The organism is Leminorella richardii (assembly GCF_900478135.1).
In the GTDB taxonomy this organism is placed as follows: Bacteria; Pseudomonadota; Gammaproteobacteria; order Enterobacterales; family Enterobacteriaceae; genus Leminorella; species Leminorella richardii.
Genome location: NZ_LS483470.1, coordinates 904,806 through 924,884, shown reverse-complemented (window position 1 = coordinate 924,884; position 20,079 = coordinate 904,806). Strand labels below are relative to the sequence as shown.

At 55.0% G+C, this 20,079-nt stretch carries 15 protein-coding genes; all 15 read right to left on the bottom strand.

Features of this window, described 5'->3' with window-relative positions; genetic code table 11:
* Positions 1–85 precede the first annotated feature (85 nt).
* The 15 genes from der to DQM29_RS04235 all read right to left on the bottom strand — a co-directional run bounded on the left by der (position 86) and on the right by DQM29_RS04235 (position 20,057).
* Positions 86–1,558, bottom strand: coding sequence for a ribosome biogenesis GTPase Der (gene der, locus DQM29_RS04305; protein ID WP_111739473.1), 1,473 nt, complete (start codon positions 1,556–1,558; stop codon positions 86–88).
* 149 nt (positions 1,559–1,707) lie between these two features.
* Positions 1,708–2,889: an outer membrane protein assembly factor BamB gene (gene bamB / locus DQM29_RS04300; protein WP_111739472.1), complete on the bottom strand. Its 1,182-nt coding sequence runs from the start codon at positions 2,887–2,889 to the stop codon at positions 1,708–1,710.
* Positions 2,890–2,901: 12 nt separating this feature from the next.
* Positions 2,902–3,507 carry a YfgM family protein gene (locus tag DQM29_RS04295; RefSeq protein WP_111739471.1) on the bottom strand — a complete coding sequence of 202 codons (606 nt, stop codon included), beginning with the start codon at positions 3,505–3,507 and terminating at the stop codon, positions 2,902–2,904.
* A gap of 15 nt (positions 3,508–3,522) precedes the next feature.
* Positions 3,523–4,797 carry a histidine--tRNA ligase gene (gene hisS, locus DQM29_RS04290; RefSeq protein ID WP_111739470.1) on the bottom strand — a complete coding sequence of 425 codons (1,275 nt, stop codon included), beginning with the start codon at positions 4,795–4,797 and terminating at the stop codon, positions 3,523–3,525.
* 117 nt (positions 4,798–4,914) lie between these two features.
* Entirely contained in the window at positions 4,915–6,030 is a 1,116-nt protein-coding gene (ispG, locus tag DQM29_RS04285) for a flavodoxin-dependent (E)-4-hydroxy-3-methylbut-2-enyl-diphosphate synthase (RefSeq protein ID WP_111739469.1), read from the bottom strand.
* Between the two features lie 37 nt (positions 6,031–6,067).
* Positions 6,068–7,024, bottom strand: coding sequence for a cytoskeleton protein RodZ (gene rodZ / locus DQM29_RS04280; protein WP_111739468.1), 957 nt, complete (start codon positions 7,022–7,024; stop codon positions 6,068–6,070).
* Positions 7,014–7,766: a type IV pilus biogenesis/stability protein PilW gene (gene pilW, locus DQM29_RS04275; RefSeq protein ID WP_111739467.1), complete on the bottom strand. Its 753-nt coding sequence runs from the start codon at positions 7,764–7,766 to the stop codon at positions 7,014–7,016. Before pilW ends, rodZ begins: the two co-directional genes overlap by 11 nt.
* A 75-nt stretch (positions 7,767–7,841) precedes the next feature.
* Positions 7,842–9,008, bottom strand: a complete 1,167-nt coding sequence (gene rlmN / locus DQM29_RS04270; protein ID WP_111739466.1) for a dual-specificity RNA methyltransferase RlmN — start codon at positions 9,006–9,008, stop codon at positions 7,842–7,844.
* A 270-nt stretch (positions 9,009–9,278) separates the two neighbouring features.
* Positions 9,279–9,713, bottom strand: a complete 435-nt coding sequence (gene ndk, locus DQM29_RS04265) for a nucleoside-diphosphate kinase (protein WP_111739465.1) — start codon at positions 9,711–9,713, stop codon at positions 9,279–9,281.
* A gap of 149 nt (positions 9,714–9,862) precedes the next feature.
* Entirely contained in the window at positions 9,863–10,477 is a 615-nt protein-coding gene (locus DQM29_RS04260) for an ABC transporter ATP-binding protein (protein WP_111741987.1), read from the bottom strand.
* Positions 10,464–11,252: an ABC transporter permease gene (locus DQM29_RS04255; RefSeq protein WP_111739464.1), complete on the bottom strand. Its 789-nt coding sequence runs from the start codon at positions 11,250–11,252 to the stop codon at positions 10,464–10,466. The genes DQM29_RS04260 and DQM29_RS04255 overlap by 14 nt, the downstream gene beginning before the upstream one ends.
* Before the next feature lie 6 nt (positions 11,253–11,258).
* Positions 11,259–12,011 (bottom strand): molybdate ABC transporter substrate-binding protein, encoded by a 753-nt coding sequence (modA, locus tag DQM29_RS04250; RefSeq protein WP_111739463.1) that lies wholly within the window; start codon positions 12,009–12,011, stop codon positions 11,259–11,261.
* 127 nt (positions 12,012–12,138) lie between these two features.
* Complete coding sequence (locus tag DQM29_RS04245) at positions 12,139–12,633, bottom strand: hypothetical protein (RefSeq protein ID WP_111739462.1); 495 nt, start codon at positions 12,631–12,633, stop codon at positions 12,139–12,141.
* 23 nt (positions 12,634–12,656) lie between these two features.
* Positions 12,657–14,987: a peptidoglycan glycosyltransferase PbpC gene (gene pbpC / locus DQM29_RS04240; RefSeq protein WP_111741986.1), complete on the bottom strand. Its 2,331-nt coding sequence runs from the start codon at positions 14,985–14,987 to the stop codon at positions 12,657–12,659.
* Positions 14,988–15,098: 111 nt separating this feature from the next.
* On the bottom strand, positions 15,099–20,057 hold the full coding sequence (locus tag DQM29_RS04235; RefSeq protein WP_111739461.1) for an alpha-2-macroglobulin family protein: 4,959 nt from the start codon (positions 20,055–20,057) through the stop codon (positions 15,099–15,101).
* Positions 20,058–20,079 lie beyond the last annotated feature (22 nt).

The window sequence follows — 20,079 nt, the reverse complement described above, 5'->3', positions numbered from 1 at the left end:
CCAATCACTCTAACGACTCTATAAACACTCAGGGCGCCAAACGGCGCCCTGATTTTTAACTCACCTAAACAGCCAATAGCCGTGACTAGCCGCGGCCTTTGATATGCTTAATCAGTCGACGGCGCTTGCGCTGCTGCGTTGGAGTCAGCTTGTTGCGGCGCCCTGCAAACGGGTTATCACCCTCTTTAAACTGAATGCGAATAGGCGTACCCATCACTTCCAGCGAGCGACGGAAGTAGTTCATCAGGTAACGCTTGTACGAATCCGGCAGATCTTTCACCTGGTTGCCGTGGATCACCACGATGGGTGGGTTGTAGCCCCCCGCGTGAGCGTACTTCAGCTTCACTCTGCGGCCGCCAACCAAAGGCGGCTGGTGGTCGTCCTGTGCCATCTGCATAATGCGGGTCAACAGCGACGTGCTGACGCGACGAGTTGCACAGCGGTAGGCTTCCTGTACGGACTCAAACAGATTACCCACGCCGCTGCCGTGCAGAGCGGAAATAAAGTGCACGCGAGCAAAGTCGACAAAGCCTAGGCGCTCATCCAGCGTCTCTTTAACCCGCTCGCGAACTTCCTGAGACAGACCGTCCCACTTGTTAACCGCAATCACCAGCGAGCGACCGCTGTTAATAATAAAGCCCAGCAGGGACAGATCCTGATCGGAAATCCCCTCGCGGGCGTCAATCACCAGCAGAACGACGTTTGCGTCCTCAATGGCCTGTAGGGTTTTAATAACGGAGAACTTTTCGACAGTTTCCGTCACTCTGGCGCGCTTGCGCACCCCAGCAGTATCAATCAGCACGTATTCGCGCTCGTCCCGCGTCATGGGGATATAGATGCTGTCACGGGTGGTGCCCGGCATGTCGTACACCACAACCCGCTCTTCACCCAAAATGCGGTTAGTCAGCGTGGACTTACCCACGTTGGGGCGGCCAACGATCGCCAGCTTAATAGGCAGGCTTTCCAGATAGGCGCTGTCGAATTCTTCTTCGCCTTCACCCTCTTCTTCCGGGTTTTCGGCACCAAAATCTTCCCAATCGTCTTCTTCGTCAGAGGCGTCTTCATCTTCCTCGACTGGCCCCAGCACGGTTTCAATCAGCGATAAAACGCCGCGCCCGTGGGAAGCAGCGATAGGATACACCTCTCCCATGCCCAGCGAGTAGAAGTCGCCAATAGCGCTGTCAGCGTCAAGGCCGTCGGTTTTGTTAGCAACCAAAAAGGTTGCCTTTTCCCGCGAGCGCAGGTGCTTGGCAATGCCCGTATCGGCAGGCATCAGGCCTGCGCGGGCATCGACCATAAACAGCACGATATCCGCCTCTTCAATGGCCAGCAGCGACTGGTCAGCCATATGAGTTTCTACGCCATCTTCTGCGCCGTCGATACCGCCGGTATCGATAACGATAAACTCGCGTCCGTCAATTTCCGCTTTGCCATATTTACGGTCGCGGGTCAGGCCGGGGAAATCGGCCACCAGGGCATCACGAGTACGCGTTAAACGGTTAAATAACGTGGACTTGCCCACGTTGGGACGCCCGACCAGCGCGATAACTGGAACCATGATAAAAGCCTCTTTCTATCTATATCGTTATAATATATCAGTATTATGCTAAACCGAGCGCTCGACGCGCGCGACTTATATAAGACGAAACGGCCCCTGATGACAGGGGCCGTTTATACAGGCAAAAAAGCCTGAACGTTCAACCGCCGTTAGCGCGTGAACGAGTAGACGTCACCGCCGCGCGCCTGAATCACCAGTCGGTCACCGGCAACAATCGGTGAAGACAGGAAGCCGTCGCCGTCAACCTTATGCTGAGCCACAAACTGGCCGGACGCGCTGTCCATCCAGTGCATGTAGCCTTCGGAATCAGCCACGACGACATAGCCGTTAAACACAACCGGCGCAGTCAGGCCGCGGTGCAGTAGGTCGTTCTGCGTCCACAGGATAGTACCGCCGTTCAGAGACAGCGCAGTCACGCGGTCGCTCTGGTCCACCAGAAACACCTTGTCGCCTTCAATAAAGAAGTCGTTAACAGAGCCGATGTCGCGCTTCCAAATAATCTGACCGGAGCGGAGATCCAGCGCTACGAAGCTGCCGTTGTAGCTTTGGGCAAACACCATGTTGCCCATAATGACAGGCGTACTGTCAACGTCGGCCAGACGGTCGATTTCCGTCGCACCGCTTGGCTGAGCAATAGCCTGCTGCCAAATCAGCATGCCGCTGTTCATCATCACTGCACTAACGCGTCCGGTGTCACCGCCAACAATGGCTGCGCCGTGCGCAGTCGCTGGAGCAGACTCACCGCGCAGAGACAGCAGCGGCATACCGAGGTTAGCCGTCCAGCGGATAGCGCCGTCAGTCGCGTTCAGAGACTGCAGCATACCGTTAGACGTGTGGATTAACACCTGACCGTCGCTGACAATCGGGCGGGAAATCGCTTCACCCGCAACGGTCGTTTTCCACGCCAGCGCGCCGTCTTCAGCGTTCAGCGCATAAACAACCGCCTTTTCACTGCCGACAAACACTTTGCCGTCAGCCGCGGTCACACCGCCGGAAAGCATTGGAGACTCGGACGAAGAGAAGAAGCTGCTCTTTTCCGTCACGTCGACTTTCCACACCTGACTGCCGCTGTCAGCGTCAACGGCCTTAACGATACCGTTACGCGCAGCCGCGTAGATGCGACCGTCTTTCCAAGAGGGGCGAAGGTGCGAATAGTATTCACCAACGCCGCTACCTACAGAGGTGCTCCACACTTTCTTCGGTGAAAACTGGTTGTCTACTTTAGGCAACGGTGACATTTTTACGGCGTCATCGTCACCGCTAAACAGCGAACAGCCGCTCAGCATAGTGGCAGAAAGTAATCCTACGCAAAAAAGTTTACGTAACGTCATTCACATTCCCCTTTAGGCGGCCAAATTGGTGAGCTTAATGTTCAGCATGTCTTTCAGTACCGGCGATGGGCTAGCCTCTATCGCCTGGCTGTAGGCTTCGCGGGCACCCTTAACGTCGCCTTTGCTAGCCAGCGCGTCGCCGCGAATAGCCTGAGCCTGAGCAAACCAGCTGCCCTTTTGCACGGAATCCAGCGTTTTCAACGCGTCGTCAAACTGCTTTTCCTGAACCTGAACGCGCGCCAGACGTATTGCGATGGCGGGCAGCAGGTTGTCGTCTTTCGTGTGGCTTTGCGCCCAAAGCAGCTGCTCTTTCGCCTTCGCGAAATCGCCTTTTTCTACCCACTGCTGAGCCTGAACCATGGCAGCAAACACGCCATAGCTATTGTCGTTTGCCTGAATAAAAGCGCTAGTGTTCGCTGAATTGTCGCGGTGAACCATCACCTGATCGAAGGACAGAGACGCTAACGAAGCCGTGGTGTGCTGGTGAGACTGCCAGTAGCGCCAGCCAAACAGGCCGCCGATACCCAGCACCACGCCAACAACAATGGCTTTACCGTTTTCGCGGAAAAAGCCCTTCACCGCTTCGAATTGTTCTTCTTCGCTATTGTAAACTTGCACGGTGTCCCTCTCGAATTAACCGATCAATTTAGCCAAGTGCGCAGAAACAGAGGCCTGCGCTAGCGTTTGCTGTTCGCCGCTGCGCAGGTCTTTAACAACAACCTCTTGCGCAGCGATCTCATTTTCGCCCAGAACCAGAGCAACCTGAGCGCCCCATTTGTCAGCGCGAGCAAACTGTTTCTTAAAGTTGCCGCCGCCGTGGTTTACCATCACGCGGAGAGTGGGTTGTTCATCGCGAATGCGCTCGGCCAGCATCATTGCCGCCGTTTGAGCGCCTTCACCGGAAGAAACGACGTAAACATCGACACCGCGATCGGCAGCAAAGTCAGGGTTCACTTCCTGAACCAGCAGCACCAGCCGCTCCATGCCCATCGCAAAACCGACGCCCGGCGCAGCGTGCCCGCCCAGCTGTTCAACCAGCCCGTCGTAGCGCCCGCCGCCGCACACTGTACCCTGAGCGCCCAAGCTGGTGGTCACCCATTCAAACACTGTACGGTTATAGTAGTCTAGGCCGCGTACCAGACGCGGGTTAATGCGGTAGGCGATGCCAGCTTTATCCAGCAGCGCACACAGCCCGGCGAAGTGCTCTTTTGACTCTTCGTCCAGATAGTCAATAAGCTCAGGCGCGTCGTTTAACAGAGCCTGAACGTCGGGGTTTTTGCTGTCGAGCACTCGCATAGGGTTGGTGTACATGCGGCGCTTGCAGTCTTCATCCAACTGCTCTTTAAACTGTTCCAGATAGGCGGTCAGCGCTTCTTTATAGCGGGCGCGAGCCTCTAAAGAGCCAATGGAGTTCAGCTCCAAAGTCACGTGCTCGGAAATGCCCAGCTCACGCCACCAGCGGGCGTTTAGCATGATCAATTCGGCATCAACGTCCGGCCCCTGAAGGCCAAACACTTCCGCGCCGATCTGATGAAACTGACGATAGCGCCCCTTCTGAGGACGCTCGTGGCGAAACATCGGCCCCATGTACCACAGCCGCTGTTCCTGATTGTAGATAAGGCCGTGCTCAATGCCTGCGCGCACGCAGCTTGCGGTGCCTTCAGGGCGAAGCGTTAGGGAATCGCCGTTGCGATCGTCAAAGGTGTACATTTCCTTTTCGACTACGTCGGTGACTTCGCCGATCGCACGCTTAAACAGCGGCGTTTGCTCCACGATGGGCATGCGAATTTCACCGTAGCCGTAGCTTGCCAGCACCTGCCGCAACACGCGTTCAATAGGCTGCCACAGCGCCGTTTCCTGCGGTAGGCAGTCGTTCATTCCGCGAATGGCTTGAATTTTCTTTGCCACGTCAATTCTCTGTTCGGTTTTCTCAAATGGGACTGATTATAGGGGCTATAGGCCTTTCACATCAACGCAAACAGGCAGCAATGATGAAATCAATACTGCCTTTTTCGCTATTCAGAACTACTTTTCGCTAACGTCGATACGCTTTGACAGATCCAGCATGGCCGCCTTGGCGCGAATTTTCGCCTCCAGCTGGTCGATCATGTCGGTATTGTCCAGACGCTCTCTCTGGCGTTCGCCGTTCTCGTAATAGCCGCTTTTATTGTGCCCGCCGGTTACCCCAAGGTCAGACACCAGCGCTTCGCCGGGGCCGTTAACCACGCAGCCGATAATCGAGACGTCCATTGGCGTCAGGATGTCCTCCAGACGCTGCTCCAGAGCGTTAACCGTGCCGATAACGTCAAACTCCTGACGAGAGCAGGTTGGGCAGGCAATAAAGTTAATGCCTCGGGAGCGGATACGCAGCGCCTTAAGGATGTCAAAACCGACCTTCACTTCTTCAACCGGATCCGCCGCCAGAGAAACGCGCAGCGTGTCGCCAATGCCTTCAGCCAGCAGCATGCCAAGCCCAATAGCAGACTTCACCGAGCCGCTTCGCGCACCGCCCGCTTCAGTAATGCCTAGGTGTAAAGGCTGCTCAATCTGCTTTGCCAGCAGACGATATGACTGCACGGCTAGAAACACGTCTGAAGCCTTAACGCTCACTTTGAACGCATCAAAATTGAGGCTGTCGAGGATGTCCACGTGGCGCATCGCTGATTCTACCAGCGCCTGCGGCGTAGGCTCGCCGTACTTTTCCTGAATGTCTTTTTCCAACGACCCGGCGTTAATGCCGATACGAATGGGGATATTCTTGTCGCGGGCGCAGTCCACTACCGCGCGAATGCGGTCTTCACGGCCAATATTACCCGGATTGATGCGCAGGCAGTCCACGCCGTATTCCGCCACCTGAAGCGCAATGCGGTAGTCAAAGTGAATATCAGCCACCAGCGGTACGGAAACGCGCTGCTTGATAAGCTTAAAGGCTTCGGCGGCTTCCATTGTGGGGACAGATACCCTAACGATGTCCACGCCAACGCGCTGTAGTGATTCGATTTGCTTTACTGTCGCGTCAACGTCGGTAGTGCGGGTGTTAGTCATCGACTGAACGGCAATCGGCGCGCCGTCGCCAATTGGCACGTTGCCAACATAAATGCGTTTAGACTTACGACGAACGATCGGCGATTCACTGTGCATCTTGCTCAACTCTCCAAAAACCGTACTGAGCGCTGTTTTAGTTGCTCGGCAGCGTCAGGCGCGCCGTGCGGTTAGCGTTCTTGTATTGACTCATATTAACGGGCTTACCTTTATAGGTAATTTCCACTCCAGCCGGAGCGCCAAGCTTAAGCTGGTAGGGAGGCTGCCCAGTCAAAGACAGCTTGCCACCCTTGCGCTGCAGGCCGCTGTACAGATTTTTACCGCGATCGTCGATCACTTCCAGCCAGCAGTCCGCGCTGAAGACCATATAAATATCGTTGCCGTCCTGCGGAGCCTGTGAGGCCAACTGCCCCTGAGCCGGATTTCTGGCCGCTTCGGCTTCAGCTACCTGAGCGGCAACGGCCTGTTCGAGAGTTGGCGTCGCTGGCTGAACGGGCGCTGTGGTATTCGCATTTTCCGTCGCTGAAGCATTGCTTAACGCACCGGCATCCAACGCTGACGTAGGCAAAAGTGCGATTTCAGTACCTTGTGAAGGCGCTGTAGGTGATGATGTCGCTTCTCCCGATAAAGAGATAGCGTTCTCGTTACCGCTGCCAGCCACTTCATCCTGCTGCGCCTTGTGGTTCTCCCACCACCAAGCTCCGGTCAGGCCAATCACGGCAAGCACAATAACCCAAGTAATTAGCGTCAGCCCGCGATCGAGCTTCTTGCGAGGCTTACCGAGAGGAAAACCCTTTACCCGGTTAGAGGCCAGACTGTGGTTTTTTTCCTGCACGCCTTTAGGCAGCAGAGACAGCAGTTCCTCTTCCGGCAGCTGAAGCAGCTTTGCATAAGAGCGAACGTACCCACGAATAAACGTCGGCGCCAGATCGAGCGAATTTAGCCCCCCTTCGAGTTCACGAACGGTAGAGACTTTCAGACGCAGCTCGTCAGCAACTACCTGCTGGCTAAGGTTTAGCGCCTCTCGGGCTTCGCGAAGTCGGCGACCGACTTCAGCGAGCGGAGTATTTTCTTGTGATACATCAATATTCATGGGCTAAGAATAATTGGTATTGTCGTGACTGTGAAAACTCTCGCGCCAGTTTTTTACCGTAGAGCTGTACGTCACTCATACGATTTTCTGACGCCGCAAATTGTATCTGCATCCATATACTTTCTGCCGTCGCGGGCAGCGCCTGATGATAAACCTCAAGCAGCGCAGCAGCCTCTTTACGCTTTCCGTTCTGAAAGTAGTGAACGAACTCGCTTAACGCGCGATCGCCCTTGCTCGGATCCTGCTTTAACGCCCGGCTCAGCTGCTGCATCGCAACAGCCGTTTGCCCTGCGGACAACAGGCAATAGCCTGAACTTTCGAGGCTATTGGCAATATCTCCCAAACTCTGGGACTGCAACGCTTTACCAAAATAACGCTGCGCGGGCTCATACTGCCCTAAGCGGCAAAGAAACGCACCGTAATTATTCAGCACTTCACTACTCTGCGGTGCTAGCCGCAGTGCCTGCTGATAGCGCCCTTCTGCCAATGCATCTTCATGCATTTCCTGCAGATACAGCGCCATCCCCAGCTGTGTGCGATAGTCTTCAGGGGCATACTCTAGCGCCCGTTCCAGATTAAAGCGCGCTTTCTGAACGTTTCCCAACGTCAGATAGGTCAATCCTAAGTTTAAACGAATCTGCGCGGCCTTCTTAACGTCAAACCCCGCATTCTCGTTACTGCCAGTTGCACATCCGGTCAACAGGCCGGCGGCAAGTACTAAAGGTAACAGCTTATTTCGCATCGAATGTCTGTCCTATTCTGACGCTCGCCGTCTCCCCCAGACAGTAGTGCGTATCTCTTTGTAGCAAATCTATTTTTAGACTGCCTTTATGCCTATAGGTTCCCCATGGGCTCTTTTTTTCATTGTGCGCTTGGTTCGGTCAATAACCTCACCGGCCAGCTGCCCACAGGCAGCGTCAATATCATCACCGCGCGTCTTGCGCACGATAACGGTAAATCCGTATTCCATCAGTACTTTAGAGAAGCGATCGACCCGGCTATTTGAGCTACGGCCGTATGGCGCACCGGGGAACGGGTTCCACGGGATCAGGTTGATCTTACAGGGTGTATCTTTCAGGCATTCCGCCAGCTGGTGAGCGTGAGTCATATCGTCATTAACATGATCCAACATGACGTACTCTACCGTCACCCGCCCCTGATTAGCGTTAGACTTGTCCAGATAGCGACGAACCGCCGACAGGAACGTTTCAATATTGTACTTGCGGTTGATAGGCACGATCTCATCGCGGATTTCATCATTCGGCGCGTGTAGCGAAATCGCCAGCGCCACATCGATCAGATCGCCCAGCTTATCCAGCGCGGGCACAACGCCCGACGTCGACAGCGTCACTCGGCGTTTGGAAAGCCCAAAGCCGAAGTCGTCCAGCATGATTTCCATGGCTGGAACCACGTTAGTCAGGTTGAGCAGCGGCTCTCCCATGCCCATCATGACAACGTTTGTAATAGGTCTTTGCCCGGCAATGCGAGAAGGCCCAATAATTTTTGCCGCCCGCCATACCTGACCAATAATTTCTGACACCCGCAGATTGCGGTTAAACCCCTGCTGGGCGGTAGAACAAAACTTACACTCCAGCGCACATCCTACCTGAGACGATACACACAGCGTCGCGCGATCGTCTTCAGGGATATAAACCGTTTCCACCTGCTGATCGCCCACCGCCAGCGCCCACTTAATGGTACCGTCCGCAGAGCGCTGCTCTGTCACCACTTCTGGCGCGCGGATCTCCGCCATCTCTTTAAGCTTGCCGCGCAGCACTTTATTGATATCCGTCATCTGGTCAAAATCGTCAAAGCCATAGTGGTAAATCCACTTCATGACCTGATCGGCACGAAACGGCTTCTCACCCATCGAGGCGAAAAATTCCCTCATGGCTTTGCGGTTTAAATCCAGCAGGTTGATTTTTTCTACAGCGCGCTCAGAAGGCGCAAGATCATCAGGAGAGACGGAAACAACATTAGTCATAAAAAGCAGGGGCCTCGTTATTACACATTATGGCGCTAGAAAATCTAGAGATTCATAAAAGACTAAAACTATCCCCTGTTCAACATCCGTTGGCAGAGGGTTATGCCTACACATTGTACTCTGTTTGTCATGACGTTGCCATGCACATCCGAGCTGCTTTATTTATGCCGATAAAAAAGCAAAACCAGCGCCAAGTGCCGCCGGTTTTTTTATAAAGCATCAATAAATCCCATCAACACAATGAAAAATAATGGCTTTTAAAGCAGCGTGCTATTTAGCCGCGCGGGGGCAAACCTCGCTGTCGCTAAAAAAGTAAGCAATTTCGCGCTCCGCTGAAGCAGCAGAATCTGAGCCGTGAACGGCATTCGCTGTCAGGCTATCGGCGTAATCGGCACGCAAAGTGCCCGCCAAGGCGTTAGAAGGGTTGGTGGCTCCCATCAAATCGCGGTGACGCTGTACAGCATTTTCAGCCTCCAGAACCTGCACCATAACGGGGCCAGACGTCATAAACGCGAGTAGCCCGTCAAAAAACGGCTTCCCTTCGTGTTCGGCATAAAATCCCGCTGCCTGCTCTTTGGTTAAATGCAGCATCTTCGCCGCAACAACAGTAAAACCCGCACTCTCAAAGCGAGAATAGATAGCGCCAATGGCGTTTTTCGCCACCGCGTTTGGCTTAATAATTGAAAGGGTACGTTCCGTAGACATTTTCACCTCTGGCAGGGATTAACTGTGGTTTAACAACGTCTTTTCGCCGGTGATTATACGGTGGGATATTTTTCTTGCCTATCGGGTTTGTAACATTTTTTTAAAATTTATCGTGCAGAAGCGTTTCACTTGGCAAAACGCACTGCTGTCTATTCTTTCAGCCTCCCCTCCTGAAGGCTGAAACGCCTCGACGCCAGTGCGTCAACCTCTCTGGGCTCGTGACTCACCAGAAGAATCGTTGTAGAAAGGCGTCGCTGGACGTCCTGTAGGCACGCCCACAGGCGCGTGCGCAGTGACCAGTCCAGACTGGAGAAAGGCTCATCCAAGAGCAGCAGGCCGGGCTCCGTTACCAGCGCGCGAGCCAGTGCAGCGCGCTGCTGTTCACCGCCGGACAGCTGTGAAGGATATCGCCCGCCTAGCTGGCCTATTTCCATCCACTCTAGCACCTCTTTTCGCTTCTCTTTCAGGCGCGGCTGCCCGGCGGCATACTGCGCCATTTTCAGGTTGTTTTCGATCGTCAAAAAGGGAAACAGATACAGCCGCTGGTTTAAATGGCGACAGGGGCGGCGCCAGGCGGGAATACTATTCACATTGACATCGCCAATAAGAATGCTTCCCCGGTAGTCGACATGGCCAGCGATAGCGTTGAGCAGCGTAGTTTTTCCACTGCCGGAAGGGCCGCAGATAGCCGTACACTCACCCCGAACAGCCGTAAAGCTCACCGAATCTAAAACACCACAGGACAGATCGTTAACGCTTAACATCGACTTCTCTCCGAGGCGCTTTTTGTAAAAGATGCAGCAGCAGTAACAGCATAAAGGCAAAAAAGATCAGCACTAGCGCACAGCCAATAGCAGGAGCAAAGTCGCCGCTGGCAATATTGAGATAAACGGCGATCGGCAGAGTTTCCGTTTTCAAACGAGTCGCCCCCGCCAGCATCAGCGTTGCGCCAAACTCCCCCATCGCGCGGGAAAGCGCCAGCACACAGCCGCTGAGTAAAGACCGCCATATTAGAGGAATCTCAACGAAAAACAGCGTTTTTAGCGGCGTTAACCCGAGGTTATAGGACGTTCGAACGTAGGAAGTATCGATGGATGCCAGCGCCGCGCTGGCACTGCGAACAATAATCGCACTGGCAACGTAGGTTTGGGCAATAACGATCCCAACGGGAGAAAACAGGCTTTGAGAAATCACTGGTGCAATCTGCCCAATAGGCCCTTCTCTACCCAACAGCAGCAGTAGGCCAATCCCCACCACCAGCGGCGGCGTGACCATCGGCAGGTCCAACAGCAGGTTTAACGCTCCTTTACCGGGGATCCTCAGGCGTACCAAAGCCCAAGCAGCCGGTAGGCTAATCAGTGAAGCAAGCACCAGCGAGATCAGCGATGTCAGCAAAGACAGCCCCAGAGCAAAGCGGATTTCAACGTCGGCCAGCAGGGAAAACAGCGTTTCCAAATCGAGCTGGAAAAGCAGTGAGCACAGCGAACCGACGATAAAAAATAGCAGTGCCGCCAGCGGCAGCAGCGTTAGTCTTGCCACAAGAAATCAGTTCGCTTTTACGGGCAGATAGCCAAGATCGGTAAAGCGCTTGATGCCCTGCTCTGACGCAAAAAAGTCCATTAGCGCCTTTGCCTCTTGTGGGTGCTTGCTGGTCTTCAGGACTGCGATCGTTGCCACCTCCTCAGGAGTGCCTTCCGGTGAAGGCAGCATCAAGAGCGTATCCTGATTTTTTACCGCATCAGAACGCCCGATTACAGCAGCGTCAATGTCCCCATTCAATAAATAGATCAACAGCTGCTTAATCGTTGTAGTCTGAACGGTGACTTTAGACTTCAGCGCCTGCTCATAGCCACTGGCTACCAGCAGCTTATCGCCGCTTTTCCCTAGCGCGATAGCCTTCGGGTCGCCCATACCAATCTTCAGGCTGCTGTTGGCTAAATCTTCCAGCGTCTTGATATTGCCCGCAACCGCCTTGCGAACCACCATCACCGGCGTGTGTAGCACCAGCGGTGCAGAATCCGTCACCTGATCTTCCTGCTGTAGCTTTTCTACATAGTCCGCAGAGCCGGGCAGAAACAGATCGCCAGCCTTAGTCAGGTTAAAGCGCGTCAGGATCTGCCCTGACCCACCGTATTCAATAATCACGCGATTGCCGGTTTGCTCTTCGAACTGCCTCACTACCGCTTCAACCGGCTGCCGCAGCCCGGCTCCGGCGTAGAGGTGCAGCTCGGCAGAAAACGCCGTCAGACTGACCACTCCCAGAAGCGCGCCGATCGTCCACTGTTTTAAGGTAGGCATAGAATGTCTCTCTGTTGTCTAAGTCGCTTGAGTCATTATCTTCGATATATATTAAATTACATAACGAAAGAGACTGCAATCCAAATGCAACACGATTCAGGCAAGAGAAATTTTGCAAAGAGAAGGATTAATTAAACTGAATGGTGCCTTTTCCGCTCGCGCCAAAGCGTTCATCAAACTGCGCGCCGAGGGCGTTGAACAGGTTCCGCCAGGCTTCAATGTAGGTTTTTCTTTCAACTGTCGCGCTAAACTCATCGACCCTGCGGTTAGGATTACCCGCTTCAGGGCCTTTTTTAAATTCAATCAGCACGCTGTCGCCTATGGTTTCATAGTGAAGATAAAAGTCAGAGCCCTGTTCACAGAAATATATGTCGCGGCGGCCTTCATCCCCTCGGATAACAGATTCAACTGAATCAATAATCTCGTCGTGGCACACACAGAAGTCATACATCAGGTCTAGCTCTATTTTCTTTTCAGAACCAAAGTCTATGCTAATAGCGCCGTCAACAAACTGAGCCAGACTTTCTAGATAAAACTCAAAGTCAGACAGCTCCATCTCTTCCTGATTGAGATCCTCATCCAGTTCGGGAGCCTTTTCTGTGATGTGTAGTGCTATCTTCATCTCTTTCTCCTTCACCACGAAAGCTACTCCACTATAAACCCGACGCTGTTTACCTGCCCGCTTTCATCCAGCACGCTAATCTGGTACTTACCGACAGCTGACAGGGTTTGCACCATGGCTTGGCCTTCATTGGTCTCTGCTACCGCTTCGCCGTTCATAAACCACCAGCGCTTGCCGCGCCCGCCCTGAGTATCAAGTCGAAGATCCAGCGAGGAAGCGCCCGGCAGCCGTTTGAGTACGGAGCCCTGCTTAAGGCCCAGAATCAGCAGCGGCGGGCTGGCGTCAAAGCCTATCGGCGGGCAGGTTTCATCTCTCTCCGGCAGGCGGTTAGCCCGCCGTTCACCCGCTGGCAGCCAGCTTTCCAGCGCAATGGGCCATAGTGCAATTCGGCGCTTCACCGCATCGCTACAGTCGGCAGCAACGCGCTTACCTGCGGCATTAACCCAAAAATTCAGCCAGCCGCCGATGCCGGTATCTTGCCCAGGCGCTGAGAGCGTCGGGGGAATAGTGCCGTCTAAAATCCAGGCCTGCCTGCGCTGCCGACAGTTAGGGTCGTTAGCCGTCAGGCTCTGCCCCTGCGGCCAACAGATAGTCGCCCTGCTGACGGTCACCGGCTTGGGATCTTTCGGCCAGCGCTGTGCTGACGGGCCTGCACGATTAATCAACAGGTGGTTAATTTGATGGAGAATCGGCACCGCTGTCGCATAGCCAAACTGCCCGGCAACGGGAGTACCGTCCGGCCTGCCGACCCAGATGCCGATGGTATAGCCGCCGTTCATGCCGACGGTCCATGCGTCACGATAGCCGTAGCTGGTGCCGGTTTTCCAGGCGAGCCCCGGCGAGTCGGACAGCTGGGCGTCTCCCACTGGCCGAGCCTCGCCGGACAAAATCCGACGAATAATCCAGGCCGCCCCGGGAGACATCAGACGCCGCTCTACCAGCGGGTCTTCAGGGCGATAGCGCAGCGCAGCCACTTTGCCCTCTCGCACAAAGGCACTGTAAGCGCTGACTAACTGGTCCATACGCATCCCTGTACCTCCCAGTATCAGCGACAAATTAGGGTCGCTGTTTAGAGGAAAGCGCAGCTCAACGCCAACGTTGCGCAGGTTGCCGGTAAACCGCTTAGGGCCGTAGGCTTCCAAAATTTGTACCGCAGGCAGGTTTAACGATCTCGACAGTGCATCGGAAGCGCTAACCGGCCCGCTAAACCCCGTATCAAAGTTCCCCGGCCGATAGTCGCCAAACTGACGGGGCACGTCCTGCAGCAGCGACTCGGCGTGGATCAGCCCTTCATCGAGCGCCATCGCGTAAGCGAAAGGCTTAAGGGTTGAACCCGGCGATCGCCATGCGCTGATCATATCAACGTGGCCGAAACGGCTGTCGTCATTCAGATCAACCGAGCCGAGGTAAGCCTTCACTGACATAGTGGCGTTTTCTACCACCAAAATGCCCATTGAAGTATTGGCAGGGAGCTGGCTTTTCCAGCCCGTAGCCATATCCTCAAGGCGACGCTGCAGGGAGGCGTCAATCGTTGAGTGAATAACGTTCTCTGCACTTTCAACCATTAAGCGACGCGCCAGCAAAGGCGCCAGCTGTGGAACCTGACGCTCCGCCAGCCAGACACTCTCCTGCTTGATGTCTTTAACCTGCTCCTCGCTCCACACGCCATATTCCTGAAGACGATCGAGCACTTTATCTCGAGCGGCCTGAGCCCGCTGCGGGTAACGATCAGGGCGGAGCCGGCTCGGCGCCTGCGGCAGTACAGCCAGCAGAACTGCCTCCGAGCGCGTCAATTCTGAAGGCGGCTTGTCCAGATAGGCCCAGCTGGCAGCGCCTATGCCCTGTAGCGTACCGCCGTAGGGAGCTCGGTTAATATAAATAGTGAGTATTTGCTCTTTGCTGTAGTGCCACTCCAGCTGTAGCGTGCGAAACACCTGCCGCAGCTTGCCAATCAGCGTTTTATCATGTGGCTCAATGAGCCGCGCCACCTGCATAGACAGCGTGCTGCCGCCGGAGACGACCCGCTGATTGGCAATGTTCTGCCACAGCGCCCGCAGAATAGACAGAGGATTAATGCCGGGGTGAGAGTAAAACCAGCGGTCTTCGTAGGTTAGCAGCGCTTCAATATAGTAAGGAGACACTTCGTCTAAGGAGACGGAGTAGCGCCACACGCCGTCAGCGTCGGCAAAACGCCACAGGGGGCTACCGTCCTCCGCCACCACCACTCTCGCCACCTGAACGTTAGGGTCAGGCAGCGGCCATAGCCGATCCGCACACCAAAGGGCTGCGGCGCTGAGTGTAATAAACAGTGCCGTCGCGACAAACAGCCTGTGCCAAAAGCGAAGCGTCTTTATGCGGGAAAAAAAGCGGGTCAAGGGCAATCAGTCCGTCTGTGTTGTTATTCTATTCTTGATAAAAAAGGGCGATACCTGTATCGCCCTTTCCCATCTGGCCTTTACGGCTGCTTATTTCACGTCCAGCTTGGTCTGCGTTGAACCCACTGCATGCCATTCAGGCTTGTACATTGACTCAACCTGAGGTGCCGGTACGTTATAGCTACCCGGCGTCACTGCGCGAACCAGATACAGCAGAGTGACCGGGCGGTTTCTTGAGCCGTCTACCTTCACCGCCGCCACGTAGCGGTCGTCACGGTATTCCTGATACTGGATTTCAGTACGCTGCATGCGGTTTTGCAGCTCAATCAGCTCGCCAGCACTGTCGCCCAGGCTAGCACTGCTGTCACCCAGATTCTGGTTTTCCAATTCAAGACCGGCAGGCAGTAAATCCACGACCAGCGCATCGTTAATCTGGCTGTCTGACCACAGGTTCAAATGCACCACCATTAGCTGGCCGCTTTGAACATTGCGCAGGTTAACTTCAGAACCATCCAGATTCAGGAAGCGACGCTCAATGTAAAGCTTGTTGCTCATTGGCATCGGCTGAGTCAGCGGGTAACCCACTACGTCTACGCGAGGGTATACCGCCACGCTGCCGGTATTTTTCAGGGTCATACCCTTACCGAGCTGGTTTGCCTCATAAAGACGACTGATCGTTTTGCTTTCCTCGAAGTCTTTTTTCTCCGCTCCGGTCATTTCCACTTCCCACTCGGCGCTTTGGCGCTTTTGTAGGTCGCGACCGGCCAGATAGACTGAGTTTCGCTCCTGTGTTGACAGGTAGCGCTGAGTCACCAGCGAATCAGACAGCGACATCAGCAGGTTGTCCTGCTGAGTAGGCTGCAGATCGTACTCCTGCAGCAGCGCTAGGATCAGGGCATTGTCGCGAACAACGCTGCCGTAGTCGCCAAGCCAAATGTTTCCGCGAGTGCCGCCTCCCAAAGCGATGCCCTGATTGATAGCCTGCTGAGCCTTAGGCATATCGCCCATCAGCTTCAGCGCAACGCCAAGCTGTACCAGCGGCAGACCGGATCTTGCTTCTTCCCGGCGGTCAAACAGCTGGCGCAGTGCCCCAAGAGGTGCCTGCTGCTGGCGAGCCAGTACCAGACCGGCATAGGCCTGAACGGCAAACTTCGCTGAGTTGGTCGCATCGCTGTTACTACCGTAGCGAATCTCCATCTGATTGCGATCCTGCAGGTAGCGCAGCAGACGCTGGTTGGCTTTATTTAGCGCCTCTTCACGCACGGAGTAGCCCTGCTCGCGGGCGCGTGTCAGGAAGTCGGTAACGTAGGCCGTCAGCCAGTACTCTTCATAGCCTTCGCGCTCCCACAGAGAGAAACCGCCGTTGTCTTTCTGCATGCCCAACAGGCGTTCAATACCCACATCCACGTTGCGACGGCGAACTTCATCCGTATCGCTCTTAATGCCCATCGCCGCCAGCTGTGCCTGATTCGAGTACAGCGACGGGAACAGTCCACTGGTGGTCTGCTCCAGGCATCCGTAAGGATAGGCGAACAGTTCACGGATGTGCTGAGCAACGTTCAGCGGCGGCGTAGCAGTCAGCGACATTTGCCCTTCAACGGTTGGCGTCGCCAAACCGCTTAAAGCGTCAGGCGGCATAGTCCAACTTTCGCCAGGACGCAGCGTCAGCGCATAGCTGTTAGTTTGCGCAGGCGTGGCTGGGCGAACGGCCAGTGTCCAGCTGCGTTCAAACGCCGTTGACGGCTCGTTTGGCAGCACCAGACCATTAATGCGAACGCTCACGTCTCCCTGACCAAAGCCAAACAGACCTTCAATCGGAATGCTCAGGGTTTTACGCTCGCCTTTCGCCAGCTTAACGTCCTGCTTGGCGCCAGACGTCAGCTTCACTAGCCCTTTGGCTTCGACCGTCACCGCCAGCGTTTGATCGCCACCGCTTAGGTTGTTTAAGTCCAACGCCAGAATGCTGCTGTCGCCACCGGCAATAAAGCGCGGCATAGACATCTCGGCAATCAGCGGTGCAGCAACGATGATTTTGCTTTCCGCGCTGCCGAACTCTTCGTCGCTCCAGGCCTGTGCCATCAGGCGCAGTTCCCCGTTAAAGTCAGGGATTGGCATTTGAATTTCGCCTTCACCCTTGTCGTTCAGCACCACAGGCTGCGCCTGCTGAGCAACAATTTTCACCACTGTCACCGGCTTTTTGCCGCCGCGAGACAGTTGATCGTCTTCACCGTCACCGCCGAACTTCAGCTTGGCAGTTTTCCCCTTGCCTTCGATCAGTTGACCGTAAATGTCCATTTGATCGACGCTGTAACGCTTGCGGCCAAAGAAGGCGTCATAGGGATCCGGCGTTTTGAAGTCAGTGATGTTCAGCACGCCGCTGTCCACAGCGGAAAGCAGCACGTTGACTGACTTCGGCAACTCGCCGTCCTTCATGGAAGCTTTCACTTTTACCGTCAGCGTCTGGTTCGGGCGCATTTTTTCAGGGGCGTTCAGCGCCAGTGAAATCTTGCGGCTCTCGTCCATTAGCGGCAGGTGCAGCAGCCCGACGGCTCGCTTAGGCGTTGACTGAATGGCCTTGTCACCGGGGCGAATCACTAAAGCACTCAGGTAAAGATCGTGGCGTGTCCACTCGTCGTTAATCGGTACTTCAAAGTTAGCGCCGCCGACCGGCACAGAAATTTCCTGCCACCACAGCGGCCCGTCGCTGGACTCCAGCATCAGATAGCCTTTCCCTGCCGCAGGCGCTTCAACGTTCAGTTTTACCTTGTCGCCTGCGCGGTAGGCCGGCTTGTCCAGCTTCAGCTTGACCTGATCTGGGCGCAGCGCACCGCTGCCGTCGGTATTGTCCTGCCAGCTGTAGCCTGCCCAGAAGCGCAGGCTGGTTACCATACCGTTACGCGGATCCTCCACCTCTAAACGATAAGAGCCCCATTCAACCGGATAGTTGACCTTTACAGACTGCTCTGCGGGAACGGATACCGTTTCCTGATTAATAATGAGATCTTTCTGATCGTAACGAGAGCTCCAACCGTCGCTGGAAGACCATTCCCAGTAGTAGTCGCGGCGCTCACGAATCATACGAACGTTAAGCTCGCTGGCCGCCAGCTTGTGGCCTTTGGGATCGGCATAGACGATGTCAAAACCGGCCAGGCTGTTTTCATCAACCATATACTGAGGCTTGTAGCTGTTGGTTTTGTAGTCGTACATCTCTTTACGGCTAAACAGCGGACGAACGCCGGGCATTTTGTCTGCTGGCCAAATCGCCTGTTCGGCGCGGCGCGTTACTGGACGACCGCCAGATTCCATCAGGCTGGCCTGAATCAGCACCTTCATTGGCGACTTGCTTTCGCCCCAGCTGCTCGGCACGGTGACGCTGGTCATACCCTCTTCGTCCATCTTCAGGTTGAACTCGTCCAGCGTGCGGCTGAGGTTAGTGTCCAGCGCTGAACCGAACTCATAGCCGGGAAGCTTGGCCACCGCATCACGCATTGGGCGCAGGTACAGCTGCCCCTGTAGGCTGTTGCCGGAAGCTGGTGCACCGTAGAGGTAGCGGCCAGTCGCGTCGAAAGTAATTTCCTGCTTGGTCGAAACCGGCTCGTCTTCAACTGACTTCAAATCCAGCGCCATGCGCTCAGGCATGAAGTCTTCCACTTTAAACTTATAGAAGCGGGGCAGAGAATCGCCCACGTTGATACGCAAAGACCACTGTCCGGTCGGCGCGCCCTGTGGAATGCTGTATTGGAACTGATAGAAACCGCCCTTCTTCGGCTGCCAGACAAAGCTGCGCGTAACCTGATTGTCCGGCTTCAGCACGTCGACTTTGACGGGTCTGTCCGCCAGCGCGGCGCCGTCAGCGTCGCGAAGCAGGCCGTTTACCAGAAGCGTTTCACCGGGGCGGTACAAATCCCGCGGCCCGAAAGCAAAAAACTGAGTGGCAAAACCTTCAGGCCCTGCGATGTCGAATTCAGACAGATCCAGTGCGGCCTTGGTCAAATCAATCATGCTGGTCTGACCGTCTTTGGTCGCCAGCATGATTCGTGCCTTGTCGTTTCTCACCAGCTGCGCGTGACCGTCAGAATCGGTCTTCGCCTGCACCAGAGAGTTGCCTTTTTCGTCCAGCAGCTCAACTTTTACGCCGGAGATGCCCTGCCCACCTTCCAGCGCCTGAGTAAAGACGTCATAGCGCTGATGGTAGCGGTGCAGAGAAATGCCGATATCGCTCAGAGTAAACAGCGTCACCGGGTTACTGTAGTTATAGGTGCCCGCTTCCTGCATTACTGCCATGTAAACGCCAGGCTGCTGCAGTTCCTTGATGCTGCCTAGCGGCAACAGGATCTGCTCGCGGGTATTGCGCTGTGGATTAAGATCAAAGCGGCCGGTGTAGGCAAGCTTCGCTTTATTCAGAAACTCCTGAGACTCCCAGTAGCTTTTCGCTCCGGTACCGCCCCAGTCTGCCAAAAAGTCAGACAGCATTTCCGGCTTGATGCGGAAAAAGTTAACGTCAACCGCGTTAACGTTAAGCGCGATGACCGGCAGGCCGGTGATCACCTTGCTCGGCAGCAGTGAACCCCGGCTGGCAAAGCCAATCGACGGTTCGATGTCCCGCGTTGTCAGCTTTTGCTGAAACTCTTTATCGAGAGCAACGCCGTTTACTCCCGCAAGGCCTTTATCAACAGTCAATATCAGCTTGCGCGCAGGCTCTAAGTGGCGAAGGCGCAGCTCCATCCGGTTATCGGACAGCTCCCACGCGCCGTCGACCTTACCGCTGGCTTCATCAACCAGATGAAGCATTGAAGCAAACTTTTGGTTAGTGGCAACGGGGATAGAGAATGTCACAACCATTGCGCTGGCGCCGTCTAGCTGAACTTCAGACGCGTCGAGAATGGTGAATGCCTTCCCGGCGTAACGCTCGGCGAGCTTCTGCTCAGAAGAGTTGGTTTCCGCAGCGGCGGATGCGGGCGCAGCATAGAGCGGCGCAGACGTGAAGCTGAGGCACGATGCCAGCAGCAGTCCTTTAAGCAACAAAAAATCAGAACGTCCCTGACGCATAAGCGATTCTCTCTGAAATGTT

Excerpts from the sequence above, each read along its gene's own strand:
- pilW (WP_111739467.1), bottom strand. The coding sequence starts at position 7,766 with ATGCGAAATAAGCTGTTACCTTTAGTACTTGCCGCCGGCCTGTTGACC.
- der (WP_111739473.1), bottom strand. The coding sequence starts at position 1,558 with ATGGTTCCAGTTATCGCGCTGGTCGGGCGTCCCAACGTGGGCAAGTCC.
- modA (WP_111739463.1), bottom strand. The coding sequence starts at position 12,011 with ATGCCTACCTTAAAACAGTGGACGATCGGCGCGCTTCTGGGAGTGGTC.
- bamB (WP_111739472.1), bottom strand. The coding sequence starts at position 2,889 with ATGACGTTACGTAAACTTTTTTGCGTAGGATTACTTTCTGCCACTATG.
- rodZ (WP_111739468.1), bottom strand. The coding sequence starts at position 7,024 with ATGAATATTGATGTATCACAAGAAAATACTCCGCTCGCTGAAGTCGGT.
- ndk (WP_111739465.1), bottom strand. The coding sequence starts at position 9,713 with ATGTCTACGGAACGTACCCTTTCAATTATTAAGCCAAACGCGGTGGCG.
- DQM29_RS04260 (WP_111741987.1), bottom strand. The coding sequence starts at position 10,477 with ATGTTAAGCGTTAACGATCTGTCCTGTGGTGTTTTAGATTCGGTGAGC.
- rlmN (WP_111739466.1), bottom strand. The coding sequence starts at position 9,008 with ATGACTAATGTTGTTTCCGTCTCTCCTGATGATCTTGCGCCTTCTGAG.
- DQM29_RS04235 (WP_111739461.1), bottom strand. The coding sequence starts at position 20,057 with ATGCGTCAGGGACGTTCTGATTTTTTGTTGCTTAAAGGACTGCTGCTG.
- ispG (WP_111739469.1), bottom strand. The coding sequence starts at position 6,030 with ATGCACAGTGAATCGCCGATCGTTCGTCGTAAGTCTAAACGCATTTAT.
- DQM29_RS04245 (WP_111739462.1), bottom strand. The coding sequence starts at position 12,633 with ATGAAGATAGCACTACACATCACAGAAAAGGCTCCCGAACTGGATGAG.